The following is a 25800-nucleotide window of genomic DNA, read 5'->3' on the forward strand; positions in this document are numbered from 1 at the left end:
CCCTTGTTTTAGAAAGAAGACCTTATGGATAATCGACCAATCGGTTTTTTAGACTCAGGAGTGGGCGGTTTGACTGTAGTCCGTGAGCTCATGCGGCAGCTCCCCCACGAAGAGGTCATTTATATTGGAGATTCGGCGCGGGCTCCTTACGGTCCTAGGCCTGCTGAGCAGATTCACGCTTATACCTGGCAATTGGTCAACTTCCTCCTGACCAAGGATGTTAAGATGATAGTCATTGCCTGCAATACAGCGACTGCTGTTGTCTGGGAAGAAGTGAAGGAAAAGCTCGATATTCCAGTACTAGGCGTGATTCTGCCGGGGGCTAGCGCGGCTATTAAGTCGACTGCCAGCGGCCGCATCGGTGTTATTGGAACTCCAATGACTGTTTCTTCAGATATTTATCGTCAGAAGATTGAAGCGCTCTCACCGGAGATGCAGGTGGAAAGTTTGGCCTGCCCTAAGTTTGTGCCTTTGGTAGAGTCCAATGAACTTCATTCCAGTCTTACCAAAAAAGTGGTCTATGAAACCCTGCAGCCTCTGGCTGGCCGAGTAGATACTCTGGTCTTGGGCTGTACCCACTATCCCTTGCTTCGACCTATTATTCAAAATAGGATGGGACCAAATGTGAAGTTGATCGACAGCGGGGCAGAGTGCGTACGGGATATTTCTGTCCTGCTCAATTACTTTGAAATCAACCGCAGTTGGGAAAAGCAGGAGCTCAATCACCGATTTTACACAACTGCCAATGCCAAGAGCTTTTCGGAAATTGCAGAAAGCTGGCTGGGTCTGAAAGTGAATGTGGAGCATGTAAGCTTATGACAAATAAAATTTATGAATACATTGACGAGAACAATTGGTATATCGGAGAATGGACTCGCTTTCGTAAGGCTGGCTATCATTTCAACGACATCCCATACAGGCTCTTGGAGCATATTGATGCAGAGTTGAGCGAGCTGATTGAGCGGGATTTGGAAGAAGAATATAACGCCTTTACCACAGTTGTGGTCAAATACGGCTCACCCATGTCCTATATCCAGTTTGTCCTCAATATGATTAACGACCGCAAGAAGCGGGATTTTAAGGCGACCAGTCATAAGGGGGCTATTCTGATTACAGAAAAGGACTTGCTGCGTAAGGTCTTCTTCCTGTCTAAAGATGGAGTTAAGATGACCGACTTTTTTGGTCAGGGGCATGAGTCAGAGATGGCTGTTGGAGATACCATCTTGATTGCGACTCGCAACGAAGGTAAGACAGCAGAGTTTCGCAAACTCTTTGATAAGCTGGGCTACAAGGTTGAAAATCTCAATGATTATCCTGACCTGCCAGAAGTGGAAGAGACTGGAACTACCTTTGAGGAAAATGCGCGGCTCAAGGCGGAGACCATCAGTAAGCTGACCGGTAAAATGGTGCTAGCTGACGACTCAGGTCTGCAGGTCGATGTTTTAGGCGGCTTGCCTGGCGTCTGGTCGGCTCGCTTTGCTGGAGTAGGCGCGACAGATGATGAAAACAATATCAAGCTGCTGCATGAGTTGGCTATGGTTTTTGAAATCAAGGATCGCTCGGCCCATTTTCATACGACCCTAGTGGTGGCTAGTCCTGACAGGGAGTCTCTGGTAGTTGAAGCGGATTGGCCGGGCTACATTGCCCATGAGCCAAAAGGGAAAAATGGCTTTGGCTATGATCCTTTGTTCTTAGTGGGAGAAACAGGAAAAACGTCTGCCGAACTAACGATAGAAGAAAAAAATGCGCAATCCCATCGGGCTCAGGCAGTTAAGAAATTAGTGGAGGTATTTCCAGCATGGCAAAGCAAACCATTATAGTCATGAGTGATTCTCATGGCGACCGTGCTATTGTAGAAGAAATTAGGAATCATTATATTGGAAAGGTAGATGCGATTTTCCATAACGGAGACTCTGAGCTTCCTTCTGATGATGAGGTATGGCAAGGGATTCAGGTTGTTGCAGGGAATATGGACTTTTACGACGGCTATCCAGAACGATTGGTGACGGATTTGGCGGGGACCATTATTGCACAGACTCACGGGCATCTCTTCCATATCAACTTTTCTTTTCAAAAGCTGGATTTGTGGGCGCAAGAGGTTAATGCAGACATCTGCCTCTACGGCCATCTGCATATCCCAGATGCTCGAATGGAGGGCAAAACGCTCTTTCTGAATCCGGGATCCATTAGCCAGCCACGTGGCCTGATCAACGAACGCCTCTACGCTAAGGTAGAGATTGATGATGACCGCTTTAAAGTAGATTACTATACGCGAAATCATGAACTTTATCCAAGCTTGTCCAAGGAGTTTAGCCGATGATTGCTAAGGAATTTGAAGACTATCTGCTACAACATGAAGAAACTTTTTTGACGCCTGGGGAAAATCTGGCGGTTATGATTGACACCCATAATGTGGATCATGCAATCCTACTGCTGAGCCAGATGACCTACTCACGTGTACCAGTCGTGACAGCAGATAAAAAGTTTGTTGGCACGATTTCCCTGACAGACATCATGTCTTATCGTATGCGCCATGATTTGCCAGAAGAGGAATTCATGATGACAGACATCGTCCACATGACCAAAATGGACGACTTGACAGTTGGGCCAGATTATACTGTATCAGATGTGCTTCATAAGCTGGTTGACGAGTCATTCCTGCCGGTTGTGGGCGAGGATCAGCATTTTTACGGAATTATTACTAGAAAATCCATTTTGAAAGCTGTCAATTCTTTGTTGCACGGCTTTAGCAAGCAGTACGAAATTCGCAAAAAATGAAAGAATACATTAGACCGTTTTTAAATCAAAAAAACATCTCAGAAAATTCTAAAATTGCCTATTCTTATGATTTGGAGCAGTTTATCGAGGAAGTACATGGTCGGATTACCGAGACCAATCTGCGGATTTATCAAGCCTCTATCAAGGATTTTAAGGCAGCTGTTCAGAAGCGGAAGCTCTCAGCAGTCAATCAATTTCTCTACTTCCTTTATCAGCAGCAGCTTATTGAGGAGTTCCACCGCTTGGTCCTGCCCAAGGTTTCCGTATCGAAGGAGCAGGAAAATGAACTGCTGGATCTGTCTGCTTTTTGGCAGGAATCAAGCGTTCCTAGGGGGCGGCTGATGGCTCTTCTTATCTTGGAAATGGGCTTGCTGCCCAGCGAGATTTTGCAGGTCAGAGTGGCAGATGTCAATCTTGACTTTCAGGTTTTGAAGATTGAAAAGGCCGGTCAGAAGCGGGTCATCAAGATTCCTGAGAGCTTGACGGGCGAGCTGGAAGACTATCTGACGGGCACATATTTATTTGAGAAAAACGGTAAATCCTATTCTCGTCAATGGGGCTTCCGTCAGCTAGAGGCCTTCTTGATTGAGCAGGGACAAGCCAGTCTATCTGCCCAAAGCCTGCGTGAGCAGTTTATTTTGAGCCAGCGGGAGAAGGGGATTGGTCTCTATGATATTGCCCAAGATTTGGGCCTGAAAACCATGATTACACTAGAAAAATACAGATAAAAATGGATATCAAACTAAAAGATTTTGAAGGCCCGTTGGACCTGCTGCTCCACCTTGTATCTAAGTACCAGGTGGATATTTATGATGTTCCCATTACGGAGGTTATCGAGCAGTATCTGGCTTATGTGGCTACTTTGCAGGCCATGAAGCTGGAAGTGACGGGCGAGTATATGGTCATGGCAAGCCAGCTCATGCTGATTAAGAGCCGCAAGCTTCTGCCTAAGGTGGCGGATAATGCTGAGCTGGAAGATGATTTGGAGCAAGACCTTTTGAGCCAGATTGAGGAATACCGCAGGTTCAAGCTCTTAGGTGAGAAAATGTCGCTCCAGCATGATGACCGAGCGCTTTATTATTCTAAGCCCAAGCTGGAGCTGGTTTATGAAGACGCTGAGCTCCTGCATGACAAGTCAACAATTGATCTTTTTTTGGCTTTTTCCAAAGTTATCGCCAAGAAGCAAGAGGAGTTTTCTAAAAGTCATACAACCATTGTGCGAGACGAGTATAAGATTGAGGACATGATGGAAGTGGTGCGCCAGCGCTGTGCTGATAAGAGACGTCTGGCTCTGCAGGAGATTTTTGCAGAGACCAAGGACATGAATGAAGTTATTACTCTCTTTCTGGCGACCTTGGAATTGGTCAAGGTGCAGGAAGTGCAAGTCATTCAGGAAGAAAATTTTGGAAATATTTATTTAGTAGGAAGAGGAAATGAGTAAGTTAGCAAAGATTGAAGCCCTGCTTTTTGTGGCGGGAGAAGATGGACTCAAGGTTCATCAGTTGGCAGAAATCCTTTCTTTGCCGCCGACCGGGGTTATTCAGAGTTTAGAGAAGTTGGCTGAGCAATATGAAGTCAATCCAGACTCTAGCCTGACCCTGCTGGAAACTTCAAAGACATACAAGCTGGTCACAAAGCCAGAGTTTGCTGAGATTCTGCGGGCCTATTCACGGGCGCCAATCAATCAAAGTCTGTCGCGGGCGGCCCTCGAGACCTTGTCTATCATTGCCTATAAGCAGCCGATTACAAGGGTAGAAATAGATGACATCCGCGGGGTTAATTCCAGCGGCGCTTTAGCCAAGCTCTTGGCTTTTGAACTGGTTCGAGAGGATGGCAAAAAAGAGGTCATTGGCCGGCCGAATCTCTATGTGACAACGGATTATTTCTTAGACTATATGGGGATCAATCACCTAGATGAACTGCCGATTGTCGAAGAAACAGAGCTAGTTGCTGAAGAAAGCCAGCTCTTTATTGAAAGGACAGATATCGATGAGAATCAATAAATACATCGCTCATGCTGGAATAGCCAGCCGCCGTAAGGCAGAAGAGCTAATCAGGCAGGGGAAGGTCAGTATAAACGGCCAAGTAGTACGTGAGTTGGCGACGAACGTCAAGTCTGGCGACCGTGTGGAAGTAGAAGGCCGACCTATCTACAACGAAGAGAAGGTTTATTACCTCCTCAATAAGCCGCGCGGGGTCATTTCCTCTGTCAGTGATGACAAGGGTCGTAAGACAGTCGTGGAGCTCTTGCCTCAGGTTAAGGAGCGGATTTATCCGGTCGGTCGTTTGGACTGGGATACTTCTGGTATCCTCATTCTGACCAATGACGGAGATTTTACTGACGAGATGATTCATCCCCGAAATGAGATTGACAAGGTCTATGTGGCTCGTGTCAAAGGATTGGCCAATAAAGAAGTTCTTCGTCCTCTGATTCGCGGTATTGAGATCGAGGGGCGCAAAACCAAGCCAGCAGTTTATGAGATTATCAAGGTTGATCCGGCGAAAAATCGTTCGGTCGTTCAGCTGACAATCCACGAAGGCCGTAACCATCAGGTCAAGAAGATGTTCCAGGCAGTCGGACTGCAGGTGGATAAGCTGTCACGGACTCGCTTTGGTCATTTGGACTTAACTGGCCTCAAGCCTGGTGAGTATCGTAAGCTCAGTAAAAAAGAAGTCAGCCAGCTGCATACACTGGCTGTAACCAAGACCAAGAAATGATAAAGAAACTGCTTATTGCTCCTGTCCGCTTTTATCAACGCTTCATATCGCCTGCTTTCCCTCCATCTTGCCGCTTTCGGCCCACCTGCTCTAACTATATGATAGAGGCTATCCAGAAGCATGGTGCTAAAGGAGTTTTGATGGGCTTGGCGCGCATTCTCCGCTGCCATCCCTGGTCTCAGCCGGGAGAGGATCCTGTACCAGACCATTTCAGCCTGAGAAGAAATAATTCAAGAAAAAAGTCACACTAGATAAGTATCTAGTGTGACTTTTATATATATCTATATTTTCCGAATATTTCCTATCTTCTAGACCAAGTCTTAGGCAGGAAGAGCAGGAGAATCGGGTAGATTTCCAAGCGACCGCCAATCATAGCAAAGGCTAGCAGAAGTTTAGAAAAAGGACTAAAGATAGAAAAATTATCTGTCGTCCCAATCATGGGGCCGATATTGTTGAAGCAAGAGACAACCCCGCTGACAACCGTCATGAAATTATTATTATCCAAGCTGACAATAAAAATGAGAGCTAGAATAATCAAGATATAAACAGCTAAGTATTTCAGTACCTTATGCTGAGTATCCTTGTCAATGACCGCACCATTGATATGCAAGGTCAGGACACGATTAGGTGACAGGGTAGATAGAATCTGATTTTTAGCAATGCGGGAAATGATAATTCCCCGAATGACCTTGAATCCCCCAGCTGTTGATCCAGCTGAGCCCCCGATACACATGAGCAGGAGCAGGATAACCTGAGAAAAGAGCGGCCATTTGACTGTATCGCCATAGCCAAATCCAGTTGTTGTGATGACATTGGCTACCTGGAAGAAGGAAATCTCCACGCTCTTGGCAAAGCCTTGATAGAGGTGGAAGACATTAAAGGCAATCAAGGCTGTGGAAAGAAAGACAATCCAGAGATAGCCCTTGAGCTCCTCATCTTCAAAGCAAGCCTTAAACTTGCGAATCAGCAGATAATAGTAGAGATTGAAGTTGACCCCGAAAGCTAAAACTCCAAAGCTGACTAGATAAGTAATCAGCGAGCTGTTGTAGTGGGCGATACCGTCATTGTATACGGTGAATCCTCCCGTACCAGCTGTTCCCATGGCAATCACAAGGCTGTCAAAGAGAGGCATGCCCGCTAGGAAATAAAGGAGGGCAAATATAGCAAAGAGAGCCAGATAAATGATATAAAGAATCTGGGCCGTACTCTTGAGTTTGGACACCACCTTGCCAAAGACTGGTCCCGGAACTTCTGCTTTCATGACCTCCAAGTGACCATTTTTAGCATTGTCCATAATAGCTAGGGCAAAGACCAGCACTCCCATTCCTCCAATCAAGTGGGTAAAACTGCGCCAGAAGAGTAACGAATGGGAGAGGACGCCAACATCGTTGAGGATAGTCGCTCCTGTCGTGGTGAAGCCAGAGCTAATCTCAAAGAAAGCATCAATAACGTCTGGAATCTGCCCGGAAAAAACAAAGGGCAGAGCTCCGAAGAAGGACCAAAGAATCCAGCAAAGGGCTACAATCAGGACCCCTTCCTTGGCGTAGATATGCAGGTCCTTGGGTTTGAAATAAGAGCCTATGCCACCTAAAACTAGCAAGATGGCCATGGTCGCCCCGATAGAGAGAAAGACTTTTAAGGGCTCACAGTAGATTAGAGCGACGACAATAGGTACAATCAGCAGTGCCGCCTCAATCAGCAGTAATTTTGCCAGCAGGTAGCGAATCATAGATCTATTCATGGGCCTACCTCGCTAACAGATCGTAAATCTGCGTGATATTTTGCAGCAGAGTAGTAACGATAATCTTATCTCCAACTTGCAGATTGTCATCGCCTGTAGGGAAGATAGCTTTACCTTGGCGGATAATGGCCGCAATCAGGACATCTTTCTTCAGATGAAGCTGAGATAGAGGAATACCAGTCATCTTGTTTTCTTCTTTGATTTGGAATTGCAGAGTCTCGATTTGGCCGTTGGCTACATGGTGCAGAGCTTCTAGGTTAGAGAATTGAGCATTGTAGCGACCGCGGATAAAATGCATAACCGTATCAACGGCGATACCTTTAGGAGTTACGATGCTGGCAAAGTCTTGGTTATCAATGATTTCCAACAAACTAGTACGGTTGACCTTGGTGATGTTTTTCTGTACACCCAGATTATTAAGGAACATGGAAGTAATGATATTTTCTTCATCTACACCAGTCAGGGTAGCGATGGCATCAAAGTTACTGGCGCGTTCCTCCAGCAGGATATCCTTGGCAGTACCGTCTCCATGGACAACATAGAGCTCAGGAAATTCCTGACTGAAAAAGGTTGCCCGTTCATGGTTAGATTCAATGACTTTGAGCTCGATTTTACTATTCTTGAGAATATTGAGCAGGTAATAAGCGATCTTGCCAGCCCCGATAATCATCAGGCTCTTAACCACTCTAGGACGTACCATATTGTGGAATTGAACGATGTCCAGGCGGTTACCTGTGACATATATCTTGTCGCCGGCATCCAGAGTGAAGTCGCCGTCAGGAATTTCCAAGTGCCCTTTTCTCTCAATGGCACAGACAATGATATTTCCAAATTTCTTGCGGAATTGGGAAATACTCATCTGGCAGAGATTGCTGTCTTCCTTGAGTTTGAACTCCATCAGTGCCACTCGGCCATTGGCAAAGTGTTCTACTGACAGGGCGTTAGGGAAGTCAATGATATTAGCGATATAGCGAGCAGTTAGGAGCTCAGGATTGACCACCAGCGAGAAGCCTAGGATATTCTTTTCCTTAAAGTAAGGGTTGGAATACTCAGGATTACGCACCCGAACGACGGTTTCCTTAGCGCCCATTCGTTTGGCCAGAACAGCTGAAACCATGTTGACCTCATCCTGCTCGGTCATGGAGATGAAGATGTCACAGTGCCCAACATCCGCCTGTTCTAGGATTTTGAAGTTAGCTCCATTGCCAGAAATACCAATAATGTCATAGCGCTTGGTAATCTGGTTTAGAACAGCCTCATCCTGCTCAATCAGGATAACATCATGATTTTCAGCCACTAAGGAGCGACAGAGGGCCGTTCCGACCTTCCCGCCGCCGACAACAATAATTTTCATAAGTTTAGATTCCTCCAAAGTATGTATCTATCATACTCTTTTTTCATTTAAATTTCATCTATAAAATACAGAATAGCTTGCTTATTTATAGAATTCCGAATACTTTTTTACCAAAATGGTATCTTCCTGTGATATTTTTAAAAAAAGTACAACTTTTTGAGCATTTTTTATTGACTTGTAGGCTGAAAGTGTTATACTAAATGAGTACCTTCATTGGTTTACCTCAAACCTGTTGTGATGTAAGTTAATGAAGCCTTAACCACGCTGTTTGCTGAGCTTGACTCCGGGCAGTGTGGCTATTTTTTTATCTAAAGAAAATACTAGGAAAATATTCTTATTATGAAAAATCATATCGTTCTTTTTGAGCCTCAGATTCCGCAGAATACCGGCAATATTGCCCGTACTTGCGCTGCAACTAATTCGCCGCTTCACATCATCAAACCCATGGGTTTTCCCATTGATGACCGCAAGATGAAACGGGCGGGGCTGGACTATTGGGATAAGCTGGACATCACCTATTATGAGAGTTTAGAAGATTTTATGGAGCAGATGAACGGCCGTCTTTACCTGATTTCTAAGTTTGCAGAGAAGGTCTATTCTGAGGAGAATTTTGCTGTAGAAGGCTCGCATTATTTTATGTTTGGCCGGGAGGACAAGGGACTGCCAGAGGAATTTATGCGTCGTCATCCAGAAAAGGCCCTGCGTATTCCTATGAATGACCAGCATGTCCGCAGCCTCAATGTTTCAAATACAGTCTGCATGATTGTCTATGAAGCCCTGCGTCAGCAGAATTTTGCTGGCTTAGATTTGGTACACGAGTATGAAGCGGACAAGCTGAAGTAGCGGAATGAATGTATCTAAGCAGTTAATTTTCCTAATAGATAGAATACTATTGTTGAAACATTTTTAATTACATCAATCAAATCGCTTGCTCTGGCAGGCTTTTTTTGTTATGATAATGATGTCTTCAGGGCAGGGTGAGATTCCCGACCGGCGGTAATTTTTGGATTGGAAATTTTTTCTCAATGCCAAATCAAGTCCGCGAGCGCAAGCTGATGTGGTGAGATTCCACAACCGACAGTATAGTCTGGATGGGAGAAGACGAGAGGCAGTGAAGCAATCTTGCCGTTTAATCTTTATTTAAGGGCTGAGCCTTATACTAAATAATCATTAGCTGACAAGCTTTTTTCAGTGGCCTTTCCGGCTTCTCTAATTTTTATAAATTGGAGGAACCTGTGATGACAAATACTCGTAAATTGGCGATTGTAGCAGTTTTATCTGCTCTATCATTTCTACTCATGCTTTATGAGATTCCCTTGATAACCGAGTTTTTAAAGTTGGATTTTTCAATTATTCCGATTTTACTGGCTTTGGTAGTCTTGGATTTAAAAAGCTCTCTGGCAGTGCTCTTGATTCGCTCTGTCTTAAAGCTAGCTTTGAATAATAATGGTGTAGGTACTCTAATCGGTCTCCCCATGAATATGCTGGCAGTAGCTGTCTTTGTTTCTGTTTTTTCACTTTTATGGAAAAAAAGAAAGAGCTTATCTAGCTATGTGAAGGCTTCCTTGGCAGCAACGCTTGGTCTAACGATTACTATGATCATTCTAAATGTCATTTATGCTGTGCCTCTCTATGCGAGGTTTGCTGGTTTTGATATTAATAAGGCATTTGGTATTTCTAAGTATCTGCTGACCATGATTGTCCCTTTTAACCTATTAGAAGGAGTGATTTGGGCTGTCGTCTTTTGGCTAATTTACAAACTATTACAGCCCGTCCTAAAACGCTATGAAAAATAAACAATCTTATCTAACAAAGGGCTCTTTTGCCCTTTTACTTTTCGTCATGCTAGGATACATGGTCAAGTTTTATCCTGAGCAGCTGACCAGCTTTGACACCCCGCTTCAGACCTGGTTGCGGGGAGACTTGCCTGCAGCTTTGACGACTTTTTTCAAACTTGTGACCAGTGTGATTGATCCGATGGGGATTATCATCTGGGTTTTAGCTCTTGCCCTGTTTTTCCTTTATAAAAAATGGAAACTGGAAGCTGCCTTGCTAGCGGGAAATCTGGTCTTACATGGGATTTTGATTAAGCTGATTAAACTCGTTTACCACAGAAGCCGGCCGAGTCTTTCGCATTTGGTCGAAGAGGGCGGTTACTCTTTCCCTAGCGGACATTCCATGGCGACAGCCATTGTTCTTGGGACTTTGATTATTATCGCTCAGCAACGGATTCAAAACCAAAAAATAAAGCGCTTGGTACAAGGCCTGCTCCTGGTCTATATCTTTACTGTTATGGCGTCTAGAGTCTATCTTGGAGTGCACTATCCGACAGATGTTATGGGAGGAGCCTTGATGGGCTTTGCCATTTTGAATATCGAATTTCCCTTTTATGACAAGCTGCGCTTTCAGTGGCGTTTCAAGGGAAAGCAGAAATAAATATAGATGAGAGAGGTTGGCTTTGCCGGCCTTTTTTCTCTTGATAAAGGGACTTGAATTGTGTAAGATAGGAGCGAGAAATATTAGGAGGTTAGTATGGCCCTTTTAAATAAAGAAATTATTAAAGCCGTCTTTGCTGTTGTAGATGCTATTCCTTTTGGGCGAGTGGCAACCTATGGCCAGATTGCTCGTCTGATTGGGCGACCTAAAAATGCCCGCTTGGTGGCAAAGATTCTCAGTCAGTCGGAGCTTTATGGCGGTCAGCATCCTTGCCATCGGGTGGTCAATGCTGCAGGTCGCCTCGCACCTGGCTGGCAAGAGCAGGAGCACTTTCTCTGGGCCGAAGGAGTGGACTTGAAGGCCAATGGCTGTGTAGATCTCAAGCGTTATCAGTGGGAGCTATGACTTCCTTCTTTCCTTGTGAAAGAGGGAATTTTTGTTTCTCAGGTCTTTTTTGTGGTAGAATGAAAAGTATGAAATCTTACAATTCTTTGAACGATTATTATCATAAACTTTTTGGCGAGAAGACTTTTAAGGTGCCCATTGATGCGGGTTTTGACTGTCCTAATCGGGATGGTACGGTAGCGCATGGAGGCTGTACTTTCTGTACCGTTTCGGGCTCGGGTGATGCCATTGTGGCACCAGATGCGCCCATTCGCGAGCAGTTCTATAAGGAAATTGACTTCATGCACCACAAGTGGCCAAATGTTCGTAGGTATCTGGTCTATTTCCAGAACTTCACCAATACACATGAGAAGCTTGAAGTGATCCGTAAGCGTTATGAGCAAGCTATTAACGAGCCAGGTGTCGTTGGACTCAATATCGGGACTCGACCGGACTGTTTGCCTGATGAGACCATAGCCTACTTGGCTGACTTATCCGAGCGTATGCATGTGACCGTGGAACTGGGGCTTCAGACTACCTATGAGGAGACCTCGCACCTCATCAATCGTGCCCATTCTTATGAGCTATATGTGGAGACGGTCCAGCGAGTTCGTAGGCTGGCTCCCAAGGCGGAGATTGTCTCTCACTTGATCAACGGCCTGCCGGGTGAAACCCATGAGATGATGCTGGAGAATGTCCGTCGCTGTGTGACGGATAATGACATTCAGGGAATTAAGCTCCACTTGCTTCACTTGATGACTAATACCCGTATGCAGCGGGATTACCATGAGGGGCGACTGCAGCTGCTCAGTCAGGAGGAGTATGTCTCCATCATCTGTGACCAGCTGGAGATTATTCCCGAGCATATCGTCATCCACCGTATCACGGGCGATGCTCCGCGAGACATGTTGATTGGCCCTATGTGGAGCCTCAATAAATGGGAAGTTCTCAATGCCATCGAGGCAGAAATGCGTCGTCGTGGCAGTAAGCAAGGCTGTAAAGCAAAGGAGCAGAGATTCGTATGTTAAGACCCTTACAGATGGCCCATGCCTTTTTGGCAGAAATCGTGACCAAGGAAGATACCGTAGTGGATGCCACTATGGGCAATGGGCATGACACCCTTTTTCTGGCTCAGTTGGCCAAGCAAGTCTACGCTTTTGACATTCAGGAGCAGGCTTTGGAAAAGACCCGCCAGCGCTTGGCAGAAGCGAATTTGGATAATGCCCAGCTAATCTTGGCTGGCCATGAGACTCTGGACCAATACCTAGACCATTTCAAGGCTGCCATTTTCAATCTTGGCTACCTACCTTCGGCGGATAAGTCTGTCATTACAAGATCCGATACGACGCTGGAAGCTTTGGAAAAGGTCTGCCGGGGCTTAGAAAAAGGCGGCAGAGCAGCTATCATGATTTACTACGGGCATGAAGGTGGCGAAGTTGAAAAAGATGCGGTGCTAGACTTCGTTAGTCAACTGCCCCAGCAGGACTTCACCGTTGCCCTCTACAAGACCATCAATCAGATTAACCATCCGCCTTTCCTGGTCATGATTGAGAAATTGAGAGAAGAAACTTGATATATAATAAGGATACAGAGAGAAAAGCCAGATAATAGGAGCTTTCAGTACTGTATCCTTATTTTTAAATCGTGAAAATCAAATAATTAGCTCTAAAAGAATAGAATTAAGGTGTGTGTAAATTTAAAGTCTTATATTTTCTTACAAAGAAGATATAAGACTTTTGACATTTTTCATTTTATATGATAATCTATGACTGTAAAATCAAAAAACGTCACATAGTTTTTAGGAGGAAGTTATGGCTACTGCTTTTACTGCTGAAGAAAAAGAAGTAATTAGAAAGAAATTACATAAAGTTGCAAAGGAATGCCTTCAAAGATATGGAGTTAAGAAAACCACAGTTGACCAGATGGCAGCAATGGTAGATATTTCTAAAGGTTCTTTTTATAATTTTTATTCTTCAAAGGAAATGTTATTTTTTGCGGTCTTAGAAGAATATCAAATAGATGTTATGGATCGCCTGACAGAACAATTAGATATGGAAGCCAAGATAGATACAAATCGTCTGGTAGAGTTACTTTATGATTTTTATCAAGATTTTCGCTATTCATTTATGTATACCATATTTAAAAATCATGAAATGGAATTACTCGTAAGAAAATTACCAAAAGAGGTGATAACAAATCATCATCTGATAGATGATAGGATGGTAAAAAAAATTGTATCCCGAATCAATATTAGAGAAAATGTGTCGGTAGAAATCGTCTCTGCTTTATTTAGAACGATTGCTATGACTATATTACACATCGAGGAAATCGGTGAAGAACAATTTGATACTACATTGAAGTTAGTCATACAAGGAATTGTTGAGCAAATTACTAAGGAGGATAGGTAATGGTGAAAGAAGCAATTAGAACCGCAAACCTTTCTAAAAGATATGGAACAAAAAATGTTGTCAACAACTTGAATATATCAATAAAAAGTGTTGAAATAGTAGGTTTTTTAGGACTGAATGGTGCAGGGAAAACAACGACGATGCGAATGATGCTAGGATTGATAAAATCTACATCAGGAGAATGTTATATCCAAGGAAAAAAGTTAGATCTGAGTAATTTAGAACTTCGAAATGAAATAGGTTATATTATTGAGACACCTTATTCTTATCCAGACTTAACTGTGAGAGAAAATTTAGAAATAGTTAGTAAATTAAGAGGGGTTAATAAAGATAATATTGACTGGGTAATTGAAAAATTAAAACTAAAGCAATATGAACATAAACAGGAGAAGCATCTTTCTTTAGGAAATGTTGCACGTTTAGGAATTGCAAAAGCGATTATTCATAAACCTAAAATCCTAATTCTTGATGAGCCAACAAATGGATTAGATCCTTTTGGAGTTATTGAAGTAAGAGAGCTGTTAAAGGAATTGGCAAATAATCTAGGTACAACTGTTCTTATTTCAAGTCATAATCTGGAAGAAATATCTAAAATTGCTACTAGAATAGTCATTATACATGAGGGCAGACTTATAAGAGAAGTTGAAAGCAGTGAATTAGAACAGTACTTAGAAAAGAAGTTACTAGTAAGTGGCTCTAATAATAAGGCCATGAAAGAAGTGTTATCTAACCATGGCTATCAGGTAAACATTCAATCAGACACAGAAAATAATATCAATTTTTTAGAACTAATTGATACAAAATCTGTGGAATATCCGGAAGAAATTGCTGCATTGCTAGTTAATGTAGGTTATCCACCCAAATCGCTGGCTGTTGAAAAAGAAGATTTAGAACATTATTTCTTAAGAATACTGAATGACTATAATGGAGGAATTTCAAATGAAAAAGCTTAGTTCCTGTATTTTAATTGAATGGAGAAAGTTAATAAAATCAAAACTTTCCATCGTAACTGCTTGTTCTATCTGTTTAGTTCCTTTTATTGTTGGGCTGTTTGCAACTATGATGAAATATCCAGAGAATTTCAAAAATCTTGGATTGATTTCTGCAAAAATGGAAATGATGAGGATAACAGACTGGTCGTCGTACTTAATGACCGTATCACAAGTCATTTCTGTTGGGGGATTGCTCATTTTTGGATTTACAGCATCTTGGGTTTTTGGTAGAGAATATTCTGATAAAACGATGATAGACCTATTAGCACTCCCGATAAAAAGAGATACAATCGTATTATCCAAGTTTATCGTTATCGCTTTGTGGAGCTATATTCTATCAATTTTTGCACTTTTATTAGGATTGTTGGCTGGCAATTTGATTGGACTTGAGGGTGGGAGCTTAACGGTGATTTTCAAAGGTATACTTACTTTTGGTTATTGTACTACTCTTACGATCATACTCTCTACTCCAGTGGCTTTTTTTGCTTGTTTAGGCCGGGGATATTTGTCTCCATTGGCATTTATTATTTTTACTATTATTTTTTCTCAACTTGGTTCTGCTCTTAACTTTGGGAAATACATTCCATGGGCGATTCCTGCACTCGCAAGTGGTATTGCAGGAAAAGCGCTATTGAATTTTGGGAGCATTGTCAGTTTATTTGGGGTAAGTATTCTAGGTCTTATCGCAACAATAGCTTGGTGGAGGTATGCTGATTACGATTAAAATGAAGTGATGAAAATGCTAATAACACAAAACTAAGTCTTATTCATTTCCATTCAAAACAACCCCTCCTGTTCAGATTGAAAAACAAGAGGGGTTATATTATGACAATCGAAAGTTTTGGGGGGAGAGGGGACTATGTGAATATCGTTGGCCTAAATGAAAAGATAGTTTCTAATATACGTGATTTGGAAAAAATGACCTTGTCTTTGATAAGTTAAGTGTCAAACCGTTCTCAGATGGCAGTTTTAGAATTAAGATAAAAGCCTGTTTTTACGGGCATTAGTCAAGTAATCATAGCATTAACCTAAAAGAAGTTCAGCGAACGTCTTTAGACGTCGCTAGAGGGAAACGGCTTATAGCCGGTATACAAGCCACTCGTTTTCACGGGTGGTTATGATTTCTCAAAATGAGCAAAAAAACAGTAAACCTTTGTGATTTACTGTTTTAAAAATTCTTTTATTCAATTAGACAAACTGGGATTTTTAGATTTTAACCCTTAAGGAAAATAAAATGGGCTATTCTCCTGAAGCATGTTCTATAATATTATAGTTTAATGCAGAGTGTAGCTATATAGTCATTTCCATAACGTGATAATCTATGTCTTTTGTCACACGATTCATAAAAATCTATCATAGCGAGACCATTTTTGAGTTGTCCTCTAATCTGAGTTTCTAAGGTATGGCTAAATTCATATCCATATTCTGGATTTATGGTTATCTTGCCTTCCTCTTCAAGCTCTTTTGAATTAAAAGGTATTGAAAACTTTAAAAGTAATTCCTCATCAGGTTTGTCCCATACAATGTCAGCATCATACATGTATATCCATAGATTCATAAATCCGACCATTAATAGTCCACCCTTTTTCAATACTCGAGAGGCTTCTTTATACATGTTTTCTAAATCTTCTATATATGCATTTGAAACCGGATTAAAAATAATATCAAAAGTTTCATTTTCAAATGGAAATGGTTTTGTCATATCGCCTTGAACCGTATTGATTTTTAAGCCTTCTCTTTTAGCAACCATATCATCTTTTTGTAATTGTGATTTAGAAAAATCCATTATGGTTACATCGTAACCTTTTATAGCAAAAACTGGTCCCTGCTGTCCACCACCACAAGCTAAACCTAATATCTTTTTTCCGTTTGCTTTTTCAAACCATTCTTTTGGAACTTTTTTCCCAACAGTTAATGCAACAGAAATTGGATTATTTCTAACTTCTTCTAATTCTTCATGTGTCAATGGCTCAGTATAGTCATTTTTTACATTATTCCATCTATCTTCATTTAATTTTATATAATTGTTCATCTTATAATCTCCTCGTAATTTTATATTATTTCGATTTAAGGTGAATAGGTTGCCATTACATTTTTCTCACCTCTACAAATTCCAATTTGACGCACTATAGATGATCCTCATTTCACATGCTACATCTGAAATGCTGTTATCCAAAAACATATTCCAGCTATAAGTGAAATCGGAGTCATTACATATTTTTCTTTCTTACTTTTTGAAATCATGTTCATAATCGTATTCAAGGATAGATAAGCGGCAAAGAAGAAACAAATATATTTAGTAACCTTGAAAGACAGCCACAGGGGAATAAAACCCCCAGCTTGCAAAATAATGATCATGGCAAAAATTTGGATAGTCACCGAAATGACTGCCGCAATTCTAAGTTTCTTAGGTAAGATTTTATGTTGTCCACCCATTGTATATTCGCCCAAAGGCAGACCGCAAGCAACAAGAACTGTCATAATTGCTATAAGTCCAAATAAGACTGCACCTAATATTGGAAACATAAATCCATACTCTCCTTTCGTAAAGTACAAAAATTTTAATTACAAATTCAACTTTGTTTCACTTAATATTCCTATAAAATTATAAGGAATTCTTATCAAGTGTTCAAGTTTTATAAGTCTTTCTCAAGCTGGTCTGTTGATTTCCCTTTTCCTTTGTTCTTCCACCAATCGCTCAGGTCGACTAAAGATTGAGCGGCGGAAGGGATGAGAAGGAGGACATAGATATAGACATACTGGCTCTTGGTTTCCCAGAAGAAGTGGAAGAGGCCGCCCCCCAAGAGAAAGATGAAGGGATAGAGGTCAAAAGGCGTCAGCTTTTCTTCGGCGACGAAAAATTTATGCAGGATAAAGAAACAGGAGAGCAGGTAGATACTGGCTAGCAGGGTCAAGAGCAGGAAATTAACAATCTGATAACCTTTTCTTTCCTCATAAATGCTGCGCAGGACAGCTGGCTTCATGTATTGTTGGCGCTCAATCTGAGGCCCAGTCCAGATAGACTGAAAAGTCGGCTCAGTCCAGGTAGACTTGACTTTTTCGTAGAAGAATTTTAACGCATAAGCTGGATGATTGCTGAAGTGAATCAAAATGTCCTTCAAATCCCGAGCGGCCATCTCTGTAGCCAAATTTTCATCATATTTGTTGCGCTTGAGAATCTTGGTATTGTAGGCATCGTACCAGCCTCCTAAGGTCTGCCGATTGGGATCATCCCGCAGGCCCATAGTGATGTAGGCGATTTTTGGGGTACCGACACCAATCTTGCCCCCAATCAGCTGCTCATAGTAGGCCGTCAGACCCTTATTTGAAAGGACGATACCGGCTAAAATCAGGATGATGGTTAAGGGTTTCTTCCAAGACCATTTATAAAAGATGGACAGGAAGTAGACTCCAATCAGCATGATGGCAAAGATGATGTAGTTGTTGCGCAGGAGGCAGGCCAGACTGATACTGGCCGCTCCCAGCAAGGCATAGAGTAAATTTCCTTTTTGGTCTAGCTTGATAAAAGCATAGAGACTGAGCAGACAGAAGAAGAGCCCAGGAACGGTACCGTAGACAAAGAGGACGAAAAAGAGTTGTGGTAGAAAGAGAAAAGTCAGCACAATCGTGTATTTCTGGATGATTTCTCTGGCATTGAGGAGAGCTGTAATCTTGTAAATCAAGAAATGACTGAGTAAAGTCCAGACGACATTCATGCTAAAGGCAAACTGAGTCGTCGGAGAAATAAAAGCATAAAGTCGCTCCAGAGTCATCAGTCCTAGCTGATGGGGATTGCGATACATGTAGCTTCCGACGGTTGTCAGTGAGCTGTAATCTCCTCGGTTAAAGGCTAGGGCTGCATTGAAAACGTGCTTGGCGTCAGCTCGGATGCGGCCATCGTAGGCCGTTATCAGAAAAATCGCTGTTGCTATAAAGATGAGGGACAGAATCCAAAAAAGATGCTTGGTCTGAACCTTTTCCAATAGGGGCCGGATTAAAAAGAGGCTGAGGAGAAAGAACAGGAGGATAGGGTAGAAATACCAAGGATTACTGACGAATTGGACCCCCTCAGCAATCCTCAAAGGTATGTAAGTATGGGATAGCAGAATCTGCCCAGACAGGAAAAGCAAGGCAATCACAGTCATGGTCAGAATCAGAAAATAGCCCAGGTTGAAGATGGTATTAGAAAATTGCTTCATGAGGACCTGACCTCCACCTTGACGAAATAGCGGCCTTCTCCTAGCTCAATCAGCTCGACTGGTTGGGGATAGAAGCGATCCATGACCTCTTTTTGAAGTATGTCTCCTTTAGGACCTTGGGCTGTGATTTCACCTTCTTTTAGGAGCAAGACATGATCCATAGCAGCAGTGATTTCTTCTACATGGTGGGTGACATAGAGGATGGTTGGAGCCTGATTCATCTGTGTAATCTTACCAATCTGATCCAGCAGACGCTCGCGGGCAAAGAGATCCAGACCGCTGGTCGCTTCGTCTAAGATAAGCAATTCTGGCTTTTCCATAAGACTGCGAGCAATCAGCAAGAGCTGCTTTTCCCCTTGAGATAGACTGATGTAGCTCCGGCCAATCAAATCTTGTCCGCCAATGGAAGCCAGCATTTCCCTAGCTTGGCCCAGCTCTTCTTGTCCGTAAGGAGCGTAGAGAATACTGCTTTTATACTTGCCTGTCAGGACGATTTCTTCGGCAGTAAGATGGCTGGGCAGACGCTCAGCAATGAAGGAGCCGACTACTCCAATCCTAGTTCGCAGCTGAGGAATGTCGCCGGCGCCAAATTCCGTACCGAGAACTGTCACCTTGCCCTGAGCTTTCCAATGCTCAGCCATGAGCAAGCGCAGAAGAGTAGACTTTCCAGAACCGTTGAGACCGAGAATAGCCCAATGCTCCCCCTTTTTCACCTGCCAGTTGAGATCTTTTAAGATGGTTCGGCCTTGTTTAGCCAAGCTTACATTTTCCAGTTTGATAATCTTTTCCATTTTTACTCTTTCTTTCGTTAAATCTCCTTTATTATAACAAAATTTATGGTAAAATAACTGATAGGAGGAGTCAAATGTTTCATAAAAGTAAGCTGATGTTTTGGACCAGTGAGGTCCTTTTGCTAACGATTATTTTCTTTATCTGGCGCCAGATGGGGGATATGATAACCCCGATTGTTAGCGTTGTGAATACCATCTTGATTCCCTTTCTTGTGGGAGGATTTCTTTACTATATTACGAATCCGCTGGTGAAATTTCTTCAGGAAAAGCTCAAAATCAACCGAATGATTGGGATTCTGATTACGCTCAGCCTTCTGTTTGGCTTGATTACTTTGGGCGTTATTTACCTCTTGCCGATTTTGATTAATCAGCTGAGCAGCTTGATTAATTCCACACAAGGCCTTTATTGGGAAATTCAAAGTTTTGTCAATCAATTATCTAAAAATCCGCTCTTTCGAAATCTGAATATCCAGTCCACCATCCAGCAGCTCAACCTGTCTTATGTAGACATTCTGCAAAATATCCTTAACAGTGTGACCAACAGTCTGGGCAGTGTTCTGTCAGCAGTTGTCAATACACTGATGATTTTGATTATGACGCCGATTTTCTTGGTTTACTTCCTCATGGACGGCCATAAGCTTTTGCCCATGCTGGAGCGGACAGTTCTCAAGCGCGATAAGCTCAATATCTCTAGTTTACTGACCAATCTCAATGCTACTGTTGCCCGCTATATCAGCGGGATTTCAATCGATGCCTTGATTATTGGCGCCCTGGCCTATATTGGCTATAGCGTGATTGGGCTCAAGTACGCTTTGGTCTTTGCTATTTTCTCCAGTCTGGCTAATCTAATACCTTATGTGGGACCGAGTATCGGCTTGATTCCCATGGTCATTACGTATGCCTTTACTGATCCTCAGAAGATGGTAGCGGCCTTGATTTACATGCTGATTATCCAGCAGGTAGATGGCAATATCCTCTATCCCCGTATCGTTGGCGGTGTGATGAAGGTTCATCCTATTACCATCATGGTGCTCTTGCTCTTATCCAGCAATATTTATGGTGTGGTAGGGATGATTGTGGCAATCCCGACCTATTCTATCCTCAAGGAAATTGCTAAGTTTCTGGCCAATCTTTATGACAATCACAAGGAAGCACAGCAGCAGAAGAAGAACGAAGAATTTGGGATTATTAATAAATAAGGATGAGTTTTGGAGTCGATTGATTCCAGAGTCTCGAGACTAGAAAATAAGACGGAAGGAAGGCCTTCCGTCTTATTTTCATTTCCTGTGCACTAAATTTAAAAATATGATATAATCAGATTTACTTATACATTTCGAGGAGAAAGAATCAATGGAAGACCCTGGCAGTCAGAATATTTTATGGCAAGCCTTACTACTGTTTATATTGACTTTGTTAAATGCCTTTTTCTCAGCTGCTGAGATGGCAATGGTATCGCTCAATCGGGCGCGTGTGGAGCAAAAGGCTGAAGAGGGAGACCTCAAGTATATCCGGCTCTTAGCTGTCTTAGAGAGCCCCAATAACTTCTTATCAACTATTCAGGTTGGGATTACGGTTATCAATATCCTGTCTGGGGCTAGCTTTGCGGATAATCTGGGAAAACTTTTCTCTTCTTGGATGGGAAATTCCGAAACCGCACGTGCTATCGGAACTTTCTTGGCCCTGATTTTGCTGACATATATTTCCATTGTTTTGGGTGAGCTTTATCCTAAGCGCATTGCCATGAACCTGAAAGACAATCTAGCTGTTCGGGCAGCGCCAGTTATTATTTTTCTCGGTAAGATTGTCAGTCCCTTCGTCTGGTTGCTGTCAGCATCAACCAACCTGCTGAGCCGGATAACGCCGATGAAGTTTGATGGCGCAGACGAGCTGATGACTCGGGATGAGATTGAGTATATGCTGACCAAGAGTGAGGAGACCTTGGATGCAGCTGAGATTGAGATGCTGCAGGGGATTTTCTCTCTGGATGAGCTGATGGCGCGTCAACTGATGGTGCCGCGGACGGATGCCTTTATGGTGGACATTCAGGACGACACTCAAGAAATCATCAAAAGCATTCTTAAGCAGAGCTTCTCGAGGATTCCTGTCTATGATGGGGACAAGGACAATGTCATCGGTTTGATTCATACCAAGCGATTGCTTAATGAAGGATTCGTCAATGGTTTTGACAATATCGTTCTGCGTAAGATCCTGCAGGAGCCGCTCTTTGTACCGGAAACTATGTTTGTCGATGATTTGCTCAAGGAGTTGCGCAATACGCAAAATCAAATGGCGATTCTCTTGGATGAGTATGGCGGTATGGCTGGTCTGGTTACACTGGAAGACCTCTTGGAGGAGATTGTCGGTGAGATCGACGATGAGACAGACAAGGCTGAAATCGAAGTCCATGAAATCGGTGAGAATACTTATATCGTCTTGGGCACCATGACCCTCAATGACTTTAATGAATACTTTGAAGTCGAGATCGAAAGTGACGATGTGGATACGATAGCTGGTTATTACTTGACTTGTGTAGGGACTATTCCAGATCCGAAAGAACGCATTAGTTACGAAGTTGAAAGTCAGAATAAGCAACTCATTTTGACCAATGACAAGGTAAAAAATGGCCGTGTCACGAAGGTTAAGGTTGAAATTTCTGACATTATTGAAGAAGCAGAAAAGGCTGAGAAATAAACTCAGCCTTTTAAGTTTCCTTCAAGTTTTTTATAAGTCTGTCTTAAGTTTCTGGGATTATACTAATACCATCAAAATAGAAATGAGGACAGTCCAATGACATCTAAAGTTACCCTATATGATAAGCAAGTATTGACATTCTCACAGGCGCAAAAGTAGGAAAGGAAGTAATAAGAATCAGTAAATTTTAAAAAGCAGCAGAAGCCCTTAACTAATTTTTTCATATAAATCTCCTAAAACAAGTAAAAAGAAATTTTGAGGCTCTTTGTCGCTCCAAAACAAGGCAGCCTTAGACTACTCATAAAAGAAACCACCTCTGCCAACTGGAAGGCAGGGGTGGTTTTGTAGTATGGAAAGAAGAAGGCTACTCTTTCTGACGCTTAGCAAAATCTACAAAGCGAAATTTGTCGAGCTTGTGGCGGCTCTCGGTATATTGAAACTGGCGGCCGTCTGCCAGATAGACCTGAGACTTGACTGAGACGACCTGCTGGTCCTTGCCTAGGTCCATGAGTATCTTGTCTCGGTCATTGGCGTGGTCAATGGTAAATTCTTTCTTGGCATAGGCGATGTTGAGCTTTAAGTCATTTTCCAAATAGGCGTAAATGGATTGCTCACCGATTTCCCTTGTCAAGTCAGGGACGATGCCCTTGTCTAAATAGTCAATATCTAAGACAGAGGCGATTTGGTCTACAACGCGCTGACGGACGATTCGCCAAACCAGTCGGTAGGGAGGGAAGCCAGTGATGTCGGACAATTTCTGGTCCACGGTAATTTTTTCCAAGCTGACAACATTGGTTTTGGACTGCATATTATTCTGCTTGACTACTTCTTGATAGCTGGTCAGCTTAGACACAGGAAAGTCAAACTGTTCATGCTTGATGACTTTGGAGCCCTGTCCGCGGACTTTTTCAATCAATCCTTCTTCCTGCAGCAGGGACAGAGCCTTGCGAACAGTGTCGCGGCTAACTTGGTAGTCTTCTGTCAGCTGATGTTCGCTGGGCAAGAAGTCTCCGACTGCATAACGTTCCTCTAAAATATCTTTCTCAATCTGTTTGAACAATTGTTTATATTTCTTCATCATAAACTCCACTTGTTTTCTTTTTTACATACAACATAGAAAATTTTATCAAAAATGAGAGTTTTTTTCAACGAACAACTTGCATACATCTTTGAAATCGATTACAATTATTTGTAGAGATGTGTTGAAAAACTAACTCGTAAAAAATATAAGGAGAGTGCTGGATTCTCATTCAGCCAGTAGTCAAATGGGAAAATTTGAGAAGGAAGCTAAAGATCTGCTAGATGCAATCGGCGGCAAAGAGAATGTCACAGCAGTTAGCCATTGCGCAACGCGGATGCGCTTTGTACTTGGCGACGGTAAAAAGGCCAATGTCAAGGCTATTGAGGCAATCCCGGTGGTCAAGGGAACTTTCACAAATGCTGGACAATTCCAAGTTATCATTGGAAATGATGTGCCAATCTTTTACAATGACTTCACTGCTGTTTCAGGTATTGAGGGAGTATCAAAAGAAGCAGCAAAGTCTGCTGCTAAGAGCAATCAAAATCCCCTTCAGCGGGTTATGGCCACTTTGGCAGAAATTTTTACCCCGATTATTCCAGCTTTGATTGTCGGAGGGTTAATCCTTGGTTTTCGTAATGTCCTTGAGGGCGTGCATTGGTCTATGTTGGATGGGAAAACAATCACAGAGGTATCCAAATTCTGGTCTGGAATAAACCATTTCTTGTGGCTTCCGGGAGAAGCGATTTTCCAATTCCTGCCAGTCGGAATCACTTGGTCTGTTTCTCGTAAAATGGGAACTAGCCAAATTCTTGGGATTGTCTTGGGAATCTGTTTGGTGTCCCCACAATTGCTCAATGCTTATTCAGTAGCATCGACACCAGCAGCTGAAATCGCTAAGGACTGGGTTTGGGATTTCGGTTTCTTCACTGTCAATCGTGTTGGTTACCAAGCTCAGGTTATTCCAGCCCTTTTAGCAGGTTTATCTCTATCTTATCTGGAAATCTTTTGGCGTAAACATATTCCAGAAGTAGTATCTATGATTTTTGTGCCATTCTTATCATTGATTCCAGCTCTGATTCTGGCTCATACTGTCTTGGGTCCTATCGGTTGGACAATCGGCCAGAGGCTTTCAACAGTTGTACTTGCAGGTTTAACTGGTCCAGTTAAATGGCTCTTTGGCGCAGTATTTGGTGCCCTTTACGCTCCGTTTGTGATTACAGGTCTTCACCATATGACCAATGCCATTGATACTCAGTTGGTAGCTGATGCAGGTGGTACTGGTCTTTGGCCAATGATTGCTCTATCTAATATTGCTCAAGGTTCAGCTGTATTTGCTTATTACCTTATGAAACGCCATGATGAGCGGGAAGCGCAAATTTCCCTGCCTGCTACCATTTCAGCTTACCTTGGTGTTACTGAGCCTGCTCTCTTCGGGGTCAATGTCAAGTACGTTTATCCATTTGTTGCGGGAATGATTGGTTCGTCTATTGCGGGTCTACTTTCTGTGACCTTTAATATAACAGCAAATGCCATTGGTATTGGTGGTTTACCAGGTATCCTTTCTATCCAAGCAAAATATATGATTCCATTTGCAGGAGTTATGCTTGTAGCAATTCTTGTACCGATGTTACTGACTTTCTTTTTCCACAAGACAGGCTTCTTAACGAAGACAGAGGAAGATCCAGAATTGCAGGCAGAGTTTGCAGCTCAGGAAGAGGCAGAATTTGCCGGGCCATCCAAAGCTGAGTCATCTCCAGAGTTGCAAGCAGCTGATTCATCAGCTCCTGTAACCATTACTAGTCCGCTGGCAGGAGAAGTCAAAGAATTGAGTCAGGCAACGGATCCTGTCTTTGCACAAGGTTTGATGGGGCGTGGAGTTGTCATTGTTCCTAGCCAAGGTGAGTTGGTTTCACCTGTCAATGGTAGAGTAACAGTCTTCTTCCCAACCAAGCATGCAATTGGCATCTTGTCAGATGAAGGGGTTGAAATCCTCATGCATATCGGAATGGACACTGTCAATCTGGAAGGCAAAGGCTTTGAAGGTTATGTGTCTCAAGGTGATAAGGTCAAGGTTGGCGACAAGCTCATTTCCTTTGATATAGACATGATAAAGAAAGCGGGCTATGTAACGGAAACACCAGTCATCATTACGAATTCAGACAGTTATCAGGTGGAGGAACTTGAACAACTTCCTCGGGCAGTTGAGCGAGGTAGTCAGTTGATGAACGCTAAGCCACTTTAAAGAAAAATGAAATGACTATAGAGAGGGACGGTGCTTTAAAACCTG

Annotated in this window: 28 protein-coding genes and 1 riboswitch; of the genes, 21 read left to right on the forward strand and 7 right to left on the reverse strand. The window is 42.7% G+C overall.

All coding sequences use genetic code 11. The features are described 5' to 3' along the window. Nucleotides 1-24: 24 nt before the first annotated feature. From racE to yidD, 9 genes are read left to right on the forward strand one after another with little or no spacing between them, the layout of a single operon-like run. On the forward strand, nt 25-819 hold the full coding sequence (gene racE / locus MK370_RS05945; RefSeq protein ID WP_268684555.1) for a glutamate racemase: 795 nt from the start codon (nt 25-27) through the stop codon (nt 817-819). Next, nucleotides 816-1820 (forward strand): nucleoside-triphosphate diphosphatase, encoded by a 1005-nt coding sequence (locus MK370_RS05950; protein ID WP_268684556.1) that lies wholly within the window; start codon nt 816-818, stop codon nt 1818-1820. Before racE ends, MK370_RS05950 begins: the two co-directional genes overlap by 4 nt. After that, nucleotides 1799-2320 (forward strand): metallophosphoesterase, encoded by a 522-nt coding sequence (locus MK370_RS05955; RefSeq protein ID WP_002905880.1) that lies wholly within the window; start codon nt 1799-1801, stop codon nt 2318-2320. Before MK370_RS05950 ends, MK370_RS05955 begins: the two co-directional genes overlap by 22 nt. After that, entirely contained in the window at nt 2317-2778 is a 462-nt protein-coding gene (cbpB, locus tag MK370_RS05960) for a cyclic-di-AMP-binding protein CbpB (RefSeq protein WP_004190581.1), read from the forward strand. Before MK370_RS05955 ends, cbpB begins: the two co-directional genes overlap by 4 nt. After that, nucleotides 2775-3506 carry a site-specific tyrosine recombinase XerD gene (gene xerD / locus MK370_RS05965; protein ID WP_268684557.1) on the forward strand — a complete coding sequence of 244 codons (732 nt, stop codon included), beginning with the start codon at nt 2775-2777 and terminating at the stop codon, nt 3504-3506. The genes cbpB and xerD overlap by 4 nt, the downstream gene beginning before the upstream one ends. 2 nt (nt 3507-3508) lie before the next feature. Beyond that, the gene (locus MK370_RS05970; RefSeq protein ID WP_268684558.1) at nt 3509-4219 is read left to right on the forward strand and encodes a segregation/condensation protein A; all 711 of its coding nucleotides are present in this window, start codon (nt 3509-3511) and stop codon (nt 4217-4219) included. After that, entirely contained in the window at nt 4212-4781 is a 570-nt protein-coding gene (scpB, locus tag MK370_RS05975; RefSeq protein ID WP_268684559.1) for an SMC-Scp complex subunit ScpB, read from the forward strand. The genes MK370_RS05970 and scpB overlap by 8 nt, the downstream gene beginning before the upstream one ends. Next, nucleotides 4768-5496: a pseudouridine synthase gene (locus MK370_RS05980; protein ID WP_268684560.1), complete on the forward strand. Its 729-nt coding sequence runs from the start codon at nt 4768-4770 to the stop codon at nt 5494-5496. Before scpB ends, MK370_RS05980 begins: the two co-directional genes overlap by 14 nt. After that, on the forward strand, nt 5493-5747 hold the full coding sequence (gene yidD / locus MK370_RS05985; RefSeq protein WP_072074428.1) for a membrane protein insertion efficiency factor YidD: 255 nt from the start codon (nt 5493-5495) through the stop codon (nt 5745-5747). The genes MK370_RS05980 and yidD overlap by 4 nt, the downstream gene beginning before the upstream one ends. A gap of 50 nt (nt 5748-5797) precedes the next feature. Here the strand turns inward: yidD and MK370_RS05990 are convergent, their stop codons facing one another. Further along, a complete protein-coding gene (locus tag MK370_RS05990) occupies nt 5798-7237 on the reverse strand; it encodes a TrkH family potassium uptake protein (RefSeq protein WP_268684561.1) in 1440 nt (479 codons plus the stop codon). Between the two features lie 4 nt (nt 7238-7241). Then, nucleotides 7242-8591 (reverse strand): Trk system potassium transporter TrkA, encoded by a 1350-nt coding sequence (gene trkA, locus MK370_RS05995; RefSeq protein ID WP_268684562.1) that lies wholly within the window; start codon nt 8589-8591, stop codon nt 7242-7244. Nucleotides 8592-8930: 339 nt separating this feature from the next. On the opposite strand from trkA, the gene MK370_RS06000 reads away from it, so the two are divergent. The 9 genes from MK370_RS06000 (at nt 8931) to MK370_RS06040 (ending at nt 15535) form a co-directional block, all read left to right on the forward strand. Continuing rightward, nucleotides 8931-9434, forward strand: coding sequence for a tRNA (cytidine(34)-2'-O)-methyltransferase (locus MK370_RS06000; RefSeq protein ID WP_268684563.1), 504 nt, complete (start codon nt 8931-8933; stop codon nt 9432-9434). Nucleotides 9435-9550: 116 nt separating this feature from the next. After that, nucleotides 9551-9698: riboswitch (FMN riboswitch) on the forward strand. Nucleotides 9699-9829: 131 nt separating this feature from the next. Next, nucleotides 9830-10387 carry an ECF transporter S component gene (locus MK370_RS06005; RefSeq protein WP_268684768.1) on the forward strand — a complete coding sequence of 186 codons (558 nt, stop codon included), beginning with the start codon at nt 9830-9832 and terminating at the stop codon, nt 10385-10387. Then, entirely contained in the window at nt 10377-11027 is a 651-nt protein-coding gene (locus tag MK370_RS06010) for a phosphatase PAP2 family protein (RefSeq protein ID WP_268684564.1), read from the forward strand. Before MK370_RS06005 ends, MK370_RS06010 begins: the two co-directional genes overlap by 11 nt. 96 nt (nt 11028-11123) lie before the next feature. After that, complete coding sequence (locus MK370_RS06015; protein WP_268684565.1) at nt 11124-11432, forward strand: MGMT family protein; 309 nt, start codon at nt 11124-11126, stop codon at nt 11430-11432. A gap of 59 nt (nt 11433-11491) precedes the next feature. Further along, complete coding sequence (locus MK370_RS06020; protein WP_268684566.1) at nt 11492-12439, forward strand: TIGR01212 family radical SAM protein; 948 nt, start codon at nt 11492-11494, stop codon at nt 12437-12439. Further along, a complete protein-coding gene (locus tag MK370_RS06025) occupies nt 12433-12984 on the forward strand; it encodes a tRNA (mnm(5)s(2)U34)-methyltransferase (RefSeq protein WP_268684567.1) in 552 nt (183 codons plus the stop codon). The genes MK370_RS06020 and MK370_RS06025 overlap by 7 nt, the downstream gene beginning before the upstream one ends. 238 nt (nt 12985-13222) lie before the next feature. Further along, nucleotides 13223-13819: a TetR/AcrR family transcriptional regulator gene (locus MK370_RS06030; RefSeq protein WP_419152994.1), complete on the forward strand. Its 597-nt coding sequence runs from the start codon at nt 13223-13225 to the stop codon at nt 13817-13819. Next, complete coding sequence (locus MK370_RS06035; protein WP_268684568.1) at nt 13819-14772, forward strand: ABC transporter ATP-binding protein; 954 nt, start codon at nt 13819-13821, stop codon at nt 14770-14772. Before MK370_RS06030 ends, MK370_RS06035 begins: the two co-directional genes overlap by 1 nt. After that, nucleotides 14759-15535, forward strand: coding sequence for an ABC transporter permease (locus tag MK370_RS06040; protein ID WP_268684569.1), 777 nt, complete (start codon nt 14759-14761; stop codon nt 15533-15535). The genes MK370_RS06035 and MK370_RS06040 overlap by 14 nt, the downstream gene beginning before the upstream one ends. Before the next feature lie 543 nt (nt 15536-16078). Here MK370_RS06040 and MK370_RS06045 read toward each other — a convergent pair. The 4 genes from MK370_RS06045 to MK370_RS06060 all read right to left on the reverse strand — a co-directional run bounded on the left by MK370_RS06045 (nt 16079) and on the right by MK370_RS06060 (nt 19801). Next, entirely contained in the window at nt 16079-16843 is a 765-nt protein-coding gene (locus MK370_RS06045; RefSeq protein ID WP_268684570.1) for a class I SAM-dependent methyltransferase, read from the reverse strand. A 119-nt stretch (nt 16844-16962) separates the two neighbouring features. After that, nucleotides 16963-17337: a hypothetical protein gene (locus MK370_RS06050; protein WP_268684571.1), complete on the reverse strand. Its 375-nt coding sequence runs from the start codon at nt 17335-17337 to the stop codon at nt 16963-16965. Nucleotides 17338-17447: 110 nt separating this feature from the next. Further along, nucleotides 17448-19010: a beta-carotene 15,15'-monooxygenase gene (locus MK370_RS06055; protein ID WP_268684572.1), complete on the reverse strand. Its 1563-nt coding sequence runs from the start codon at nt 19008-19010 to the stop codon at nt 17448-17450. Continuing rightward, on the reverse strand, nt 19007-19801 hold the full coding sequence (locus tag MK370_RS06060) for an ABC transporter ATP-binding protein (RefSeq protein ID WP_268684573.1): 795 nt from the start codon (nt 19799-19801) through the stop codon (nt 19007-19009). Before MK370_RS06060 ends, MK370_RS06055 begins: the two co-directional genes overlap by 4 nt. 74 nt (nt 19802-19875) lie before the next feature. On the opposite strand from MK370_RS06060, the gene MK370_RS06065 reads away from it, so the two are divergent. Further along, a complete protein-coding gene (locus MK370_RS06065; protein WP_268684574.1) occupies nt 19876-21000 on the forward strand; it encodes an AI-2E family transporter in 1125 nt (374 codons plus the stop codon). Between the two features lie 151 nt (nt 21001-21151). Beyond that, nucleotides 21152-22492, forward strand: a complete 1341-nt coding sequence (locus MK370_RS06070; RefSeq protein WP_268684575.1) for a hemolysin family protein — start codon at nt 21152-21154, stop codon at nt 22490-22492. Nucleotides 22493-22856: 364 nt separating this feature from the next. Here MK370_RS06070 and treR read toward each other — a convergent pair whose 3' ends face one another. Then, a complete protein-coding gene (gene treR, locus MK370_RS06075; protein ID WP_268684769.1) occupies nt 22857-23570 on the reverse strand; it encodes a trehalose operon repressor in 714 nt (237 codons plus the stop codon). A gap of 187 nt (nt 23571-23757) precedes the next feature. Here treR and treP point away from each other — a divergent pair, with 187 nt between their 5' ends. After that, nucleotides 23758-25755 carry a PTS system trehalose-specific EIIBC component gene (gene treP / locus MK370_RS06080; protein WP_268684576.1) on the forward strand — a complete coding sequence of 666 codons (1998 nt, stop codon included), beginning with the start codon at nt 23758-23760 and terminating at the stop codon, nt 25753-25755. Nucleotides 25756-25800 lie beyond the last annotated feature (45 nt).

The organism is Streptococcus sanguinis (assembly GCF_026781265.1).
GTDB classification, from domain to species: Bacteria; Bacillota; Bacilli; order Lactobacillales; family Streptococcaceae; genus Streptococcus; species Streptococcus sanguinis_T.

Bases quoted from the DNA above. Each gene is read 5' to 3' on its own strand.
- racE (WP_268684555.1), top strand. From the start codon at position 25: ATGGATAATCGACCAATCGGTTTTTTAGACTCAGGAGTGGGCGGTTTG.
- MK370_RS05950 (WP_268684556.1), top strand. From the start codon at position 816: ATGACAAATAAAATTTATGAATACATTGACGAGAACAATTGGTATATC.
- MK370_RS05955 (WP_002905880.1), top strand. From the start codon at position 1,799: ATGGCAAAGCAAACCATTATAGTCATGAGTGATTCTCATGGCGACCGT.
- cbpB (WP_004190581.1), top strand. From the start codon at position 2,317: ATGATTGCTAAGGAATTTGAAGACTATCTGCTACAACATGAAGAAACT.
- xerD (WP_268684557.1), top strand. From the start codon at position 2,775: ATGAAAGAATACATTAGACCGTTTTTAAATCAAAAAAACATCTCAGAA.
- MK370_RS05970 (WP_268684558.1), top strand. From the start codon at position 3,509: ATGGATATCAAACTAAAAGATTTTGAAGGCCCGTTGGACCTGCTGCTC.
- scpB (WP_268684559.1), top strand. From the start codon at position 4,212: ATGAGTAAGTTAGCAAAGATTGAAGCCCTGCTTTTTGTGGCGGGAGAA.
- MK370_RS05980 (WP_268684560.1), top strand. From the start codon at position 4,768: ATGAGAATCAATAAATACATCGCTCATGCTGGAATAGCCAGCCGCCGT.
- yidD (WP_072074428.1), top strand. From the start codon at position 5,493: ATGATAAAGAAACTGCTTATTGCTCCTGTCCGCTTTTATCAACGCTTC.
- MK370_RS05990 (WP_268684561.1), bottom strand. From the start codon at position 7,237: ATGAATAGATCTATGATTCGCTACCTGCTGGCAAAATTACTGCTGATT.
- trkA (WP_268684562.1), bottom strand. From the start codon at position 8,591: ATGAAAATTATTGTTGTCGGCGGCGGGAAGGTCGGAACGGCCCTCTGT.
- MK370_RS06000 (WP_268684563.1), top strand. From the start codon at position 8,931: ATGAAAAATCATATCGTTCTTTTTGAGCCTCAGATTCCGCAGAATACC.
- MK370_RS06005 (WP_268684768.1), top strand. From the start codon at position 9,830: ATGACAAATACTCGTAAATTGGCGATTGTAGCAGTTTTATCTGCTCTA.
- MK370_RS06010 (WP_268684564.1), top strand. From the start codon at position 10,377: ATGAAAAATAAACAATCTTATCTAACAAAGGGCTCTTTTGCCCTTTTA.
- MK370_RS06015 (WP_268684565.1), top strand. From the start codon at position 11,124: ATGGCCCTTTTAAATAAAGAAATTATTAAAGCCGTCTTTGCTGTTGTA.
- MK370_RS06020 (WP_268684566.1), top strand. From the start codon at position 11,492: ATGAAAAGTATGAAATCTTACAATTCTTTGAACGATTATTATCATAAA.
- MK370_RS06025 (WP_268684567.1), top strand. From the start codon at position 12,433: ATGTTAAGACCCTTACAGATGGCCCATGCCTTTTTGGCAGAAATCGTG.
- MK370_RS06030 (WP_419152994.1), top strand. From the start codon at position 13,223: ATGGCTACTGCTTTTACTGCTGAAGAAAAAGAAGTAATTAGAAAGAAA.
- MK370_RS06035 (WP_268684568.1), top strand. From the start codon at position 13,819: ATGGTGAAAGAAGCAATTAGAACCGCAAACCTTTCTAAAAGATATGGA.
- MK370_RS06040 (WP_268684569.1), top strand. From the start codon at position 14,759: ATGAAAAAGCTTAGTTCCTGTATTTTAATTGAATGGAGAAAGTTAATA.
- MK370_RS06045 (WP_268684570.1), bottom strand. From the start codon at position 16,843: ATGAACAATTATATAAAATTAAATGAAGATAGATGGAATAATGTAAAA.
- MK370_RS06050 (WP_268684571.1), bottom strand. From the start codon at position 17,337: ATGTTTCCAATATTAGGTGCAGTCTTATTTGGACTTATAGCAATTATG.
- MK370_RS06055 (WP_268684572.1), bottom strand. From the start codon at position 19,010: ATGAAGCAATTTTCTAATACCATCTTCAACCTGGGCTATTTTCTGATT.
- MK370_RS06060 (WP_268684573.1), bottom strand. From the start codon at position 19,801: ATGGAAAAGATTATCAAACTGGAAAATGTAAGCTTGGCTAAACAAGGC.
- MK370_RS06065 (WP_268684574.1), top strand. From the start codon at position 19,876: ATGTTTCATAAAAGTAAGCTGATGTTTTGGACCAGTGAGGTCCTTTTG.
- MK370_RS06070 (WP_268684575.1), top strand. From the start codon at position 21,152: ATGGAAGACCCTGGCAGTCAGAATATTTTATGGCAAGCCTTACTACTG.
- treR (WP_268684769.1), bottom strand. From the start codon at position 23,570: ATGAAGAAATATAAACAATTGTTCAAACAGATTGAGAAAGATATTTTA.
- treP (WP_268684576.1), top strand. From the start codon at position 23,758: ATGGGAAAATTTGAGAAGGAAGCTAAAGATCTGCTAGATGCAATCGGC.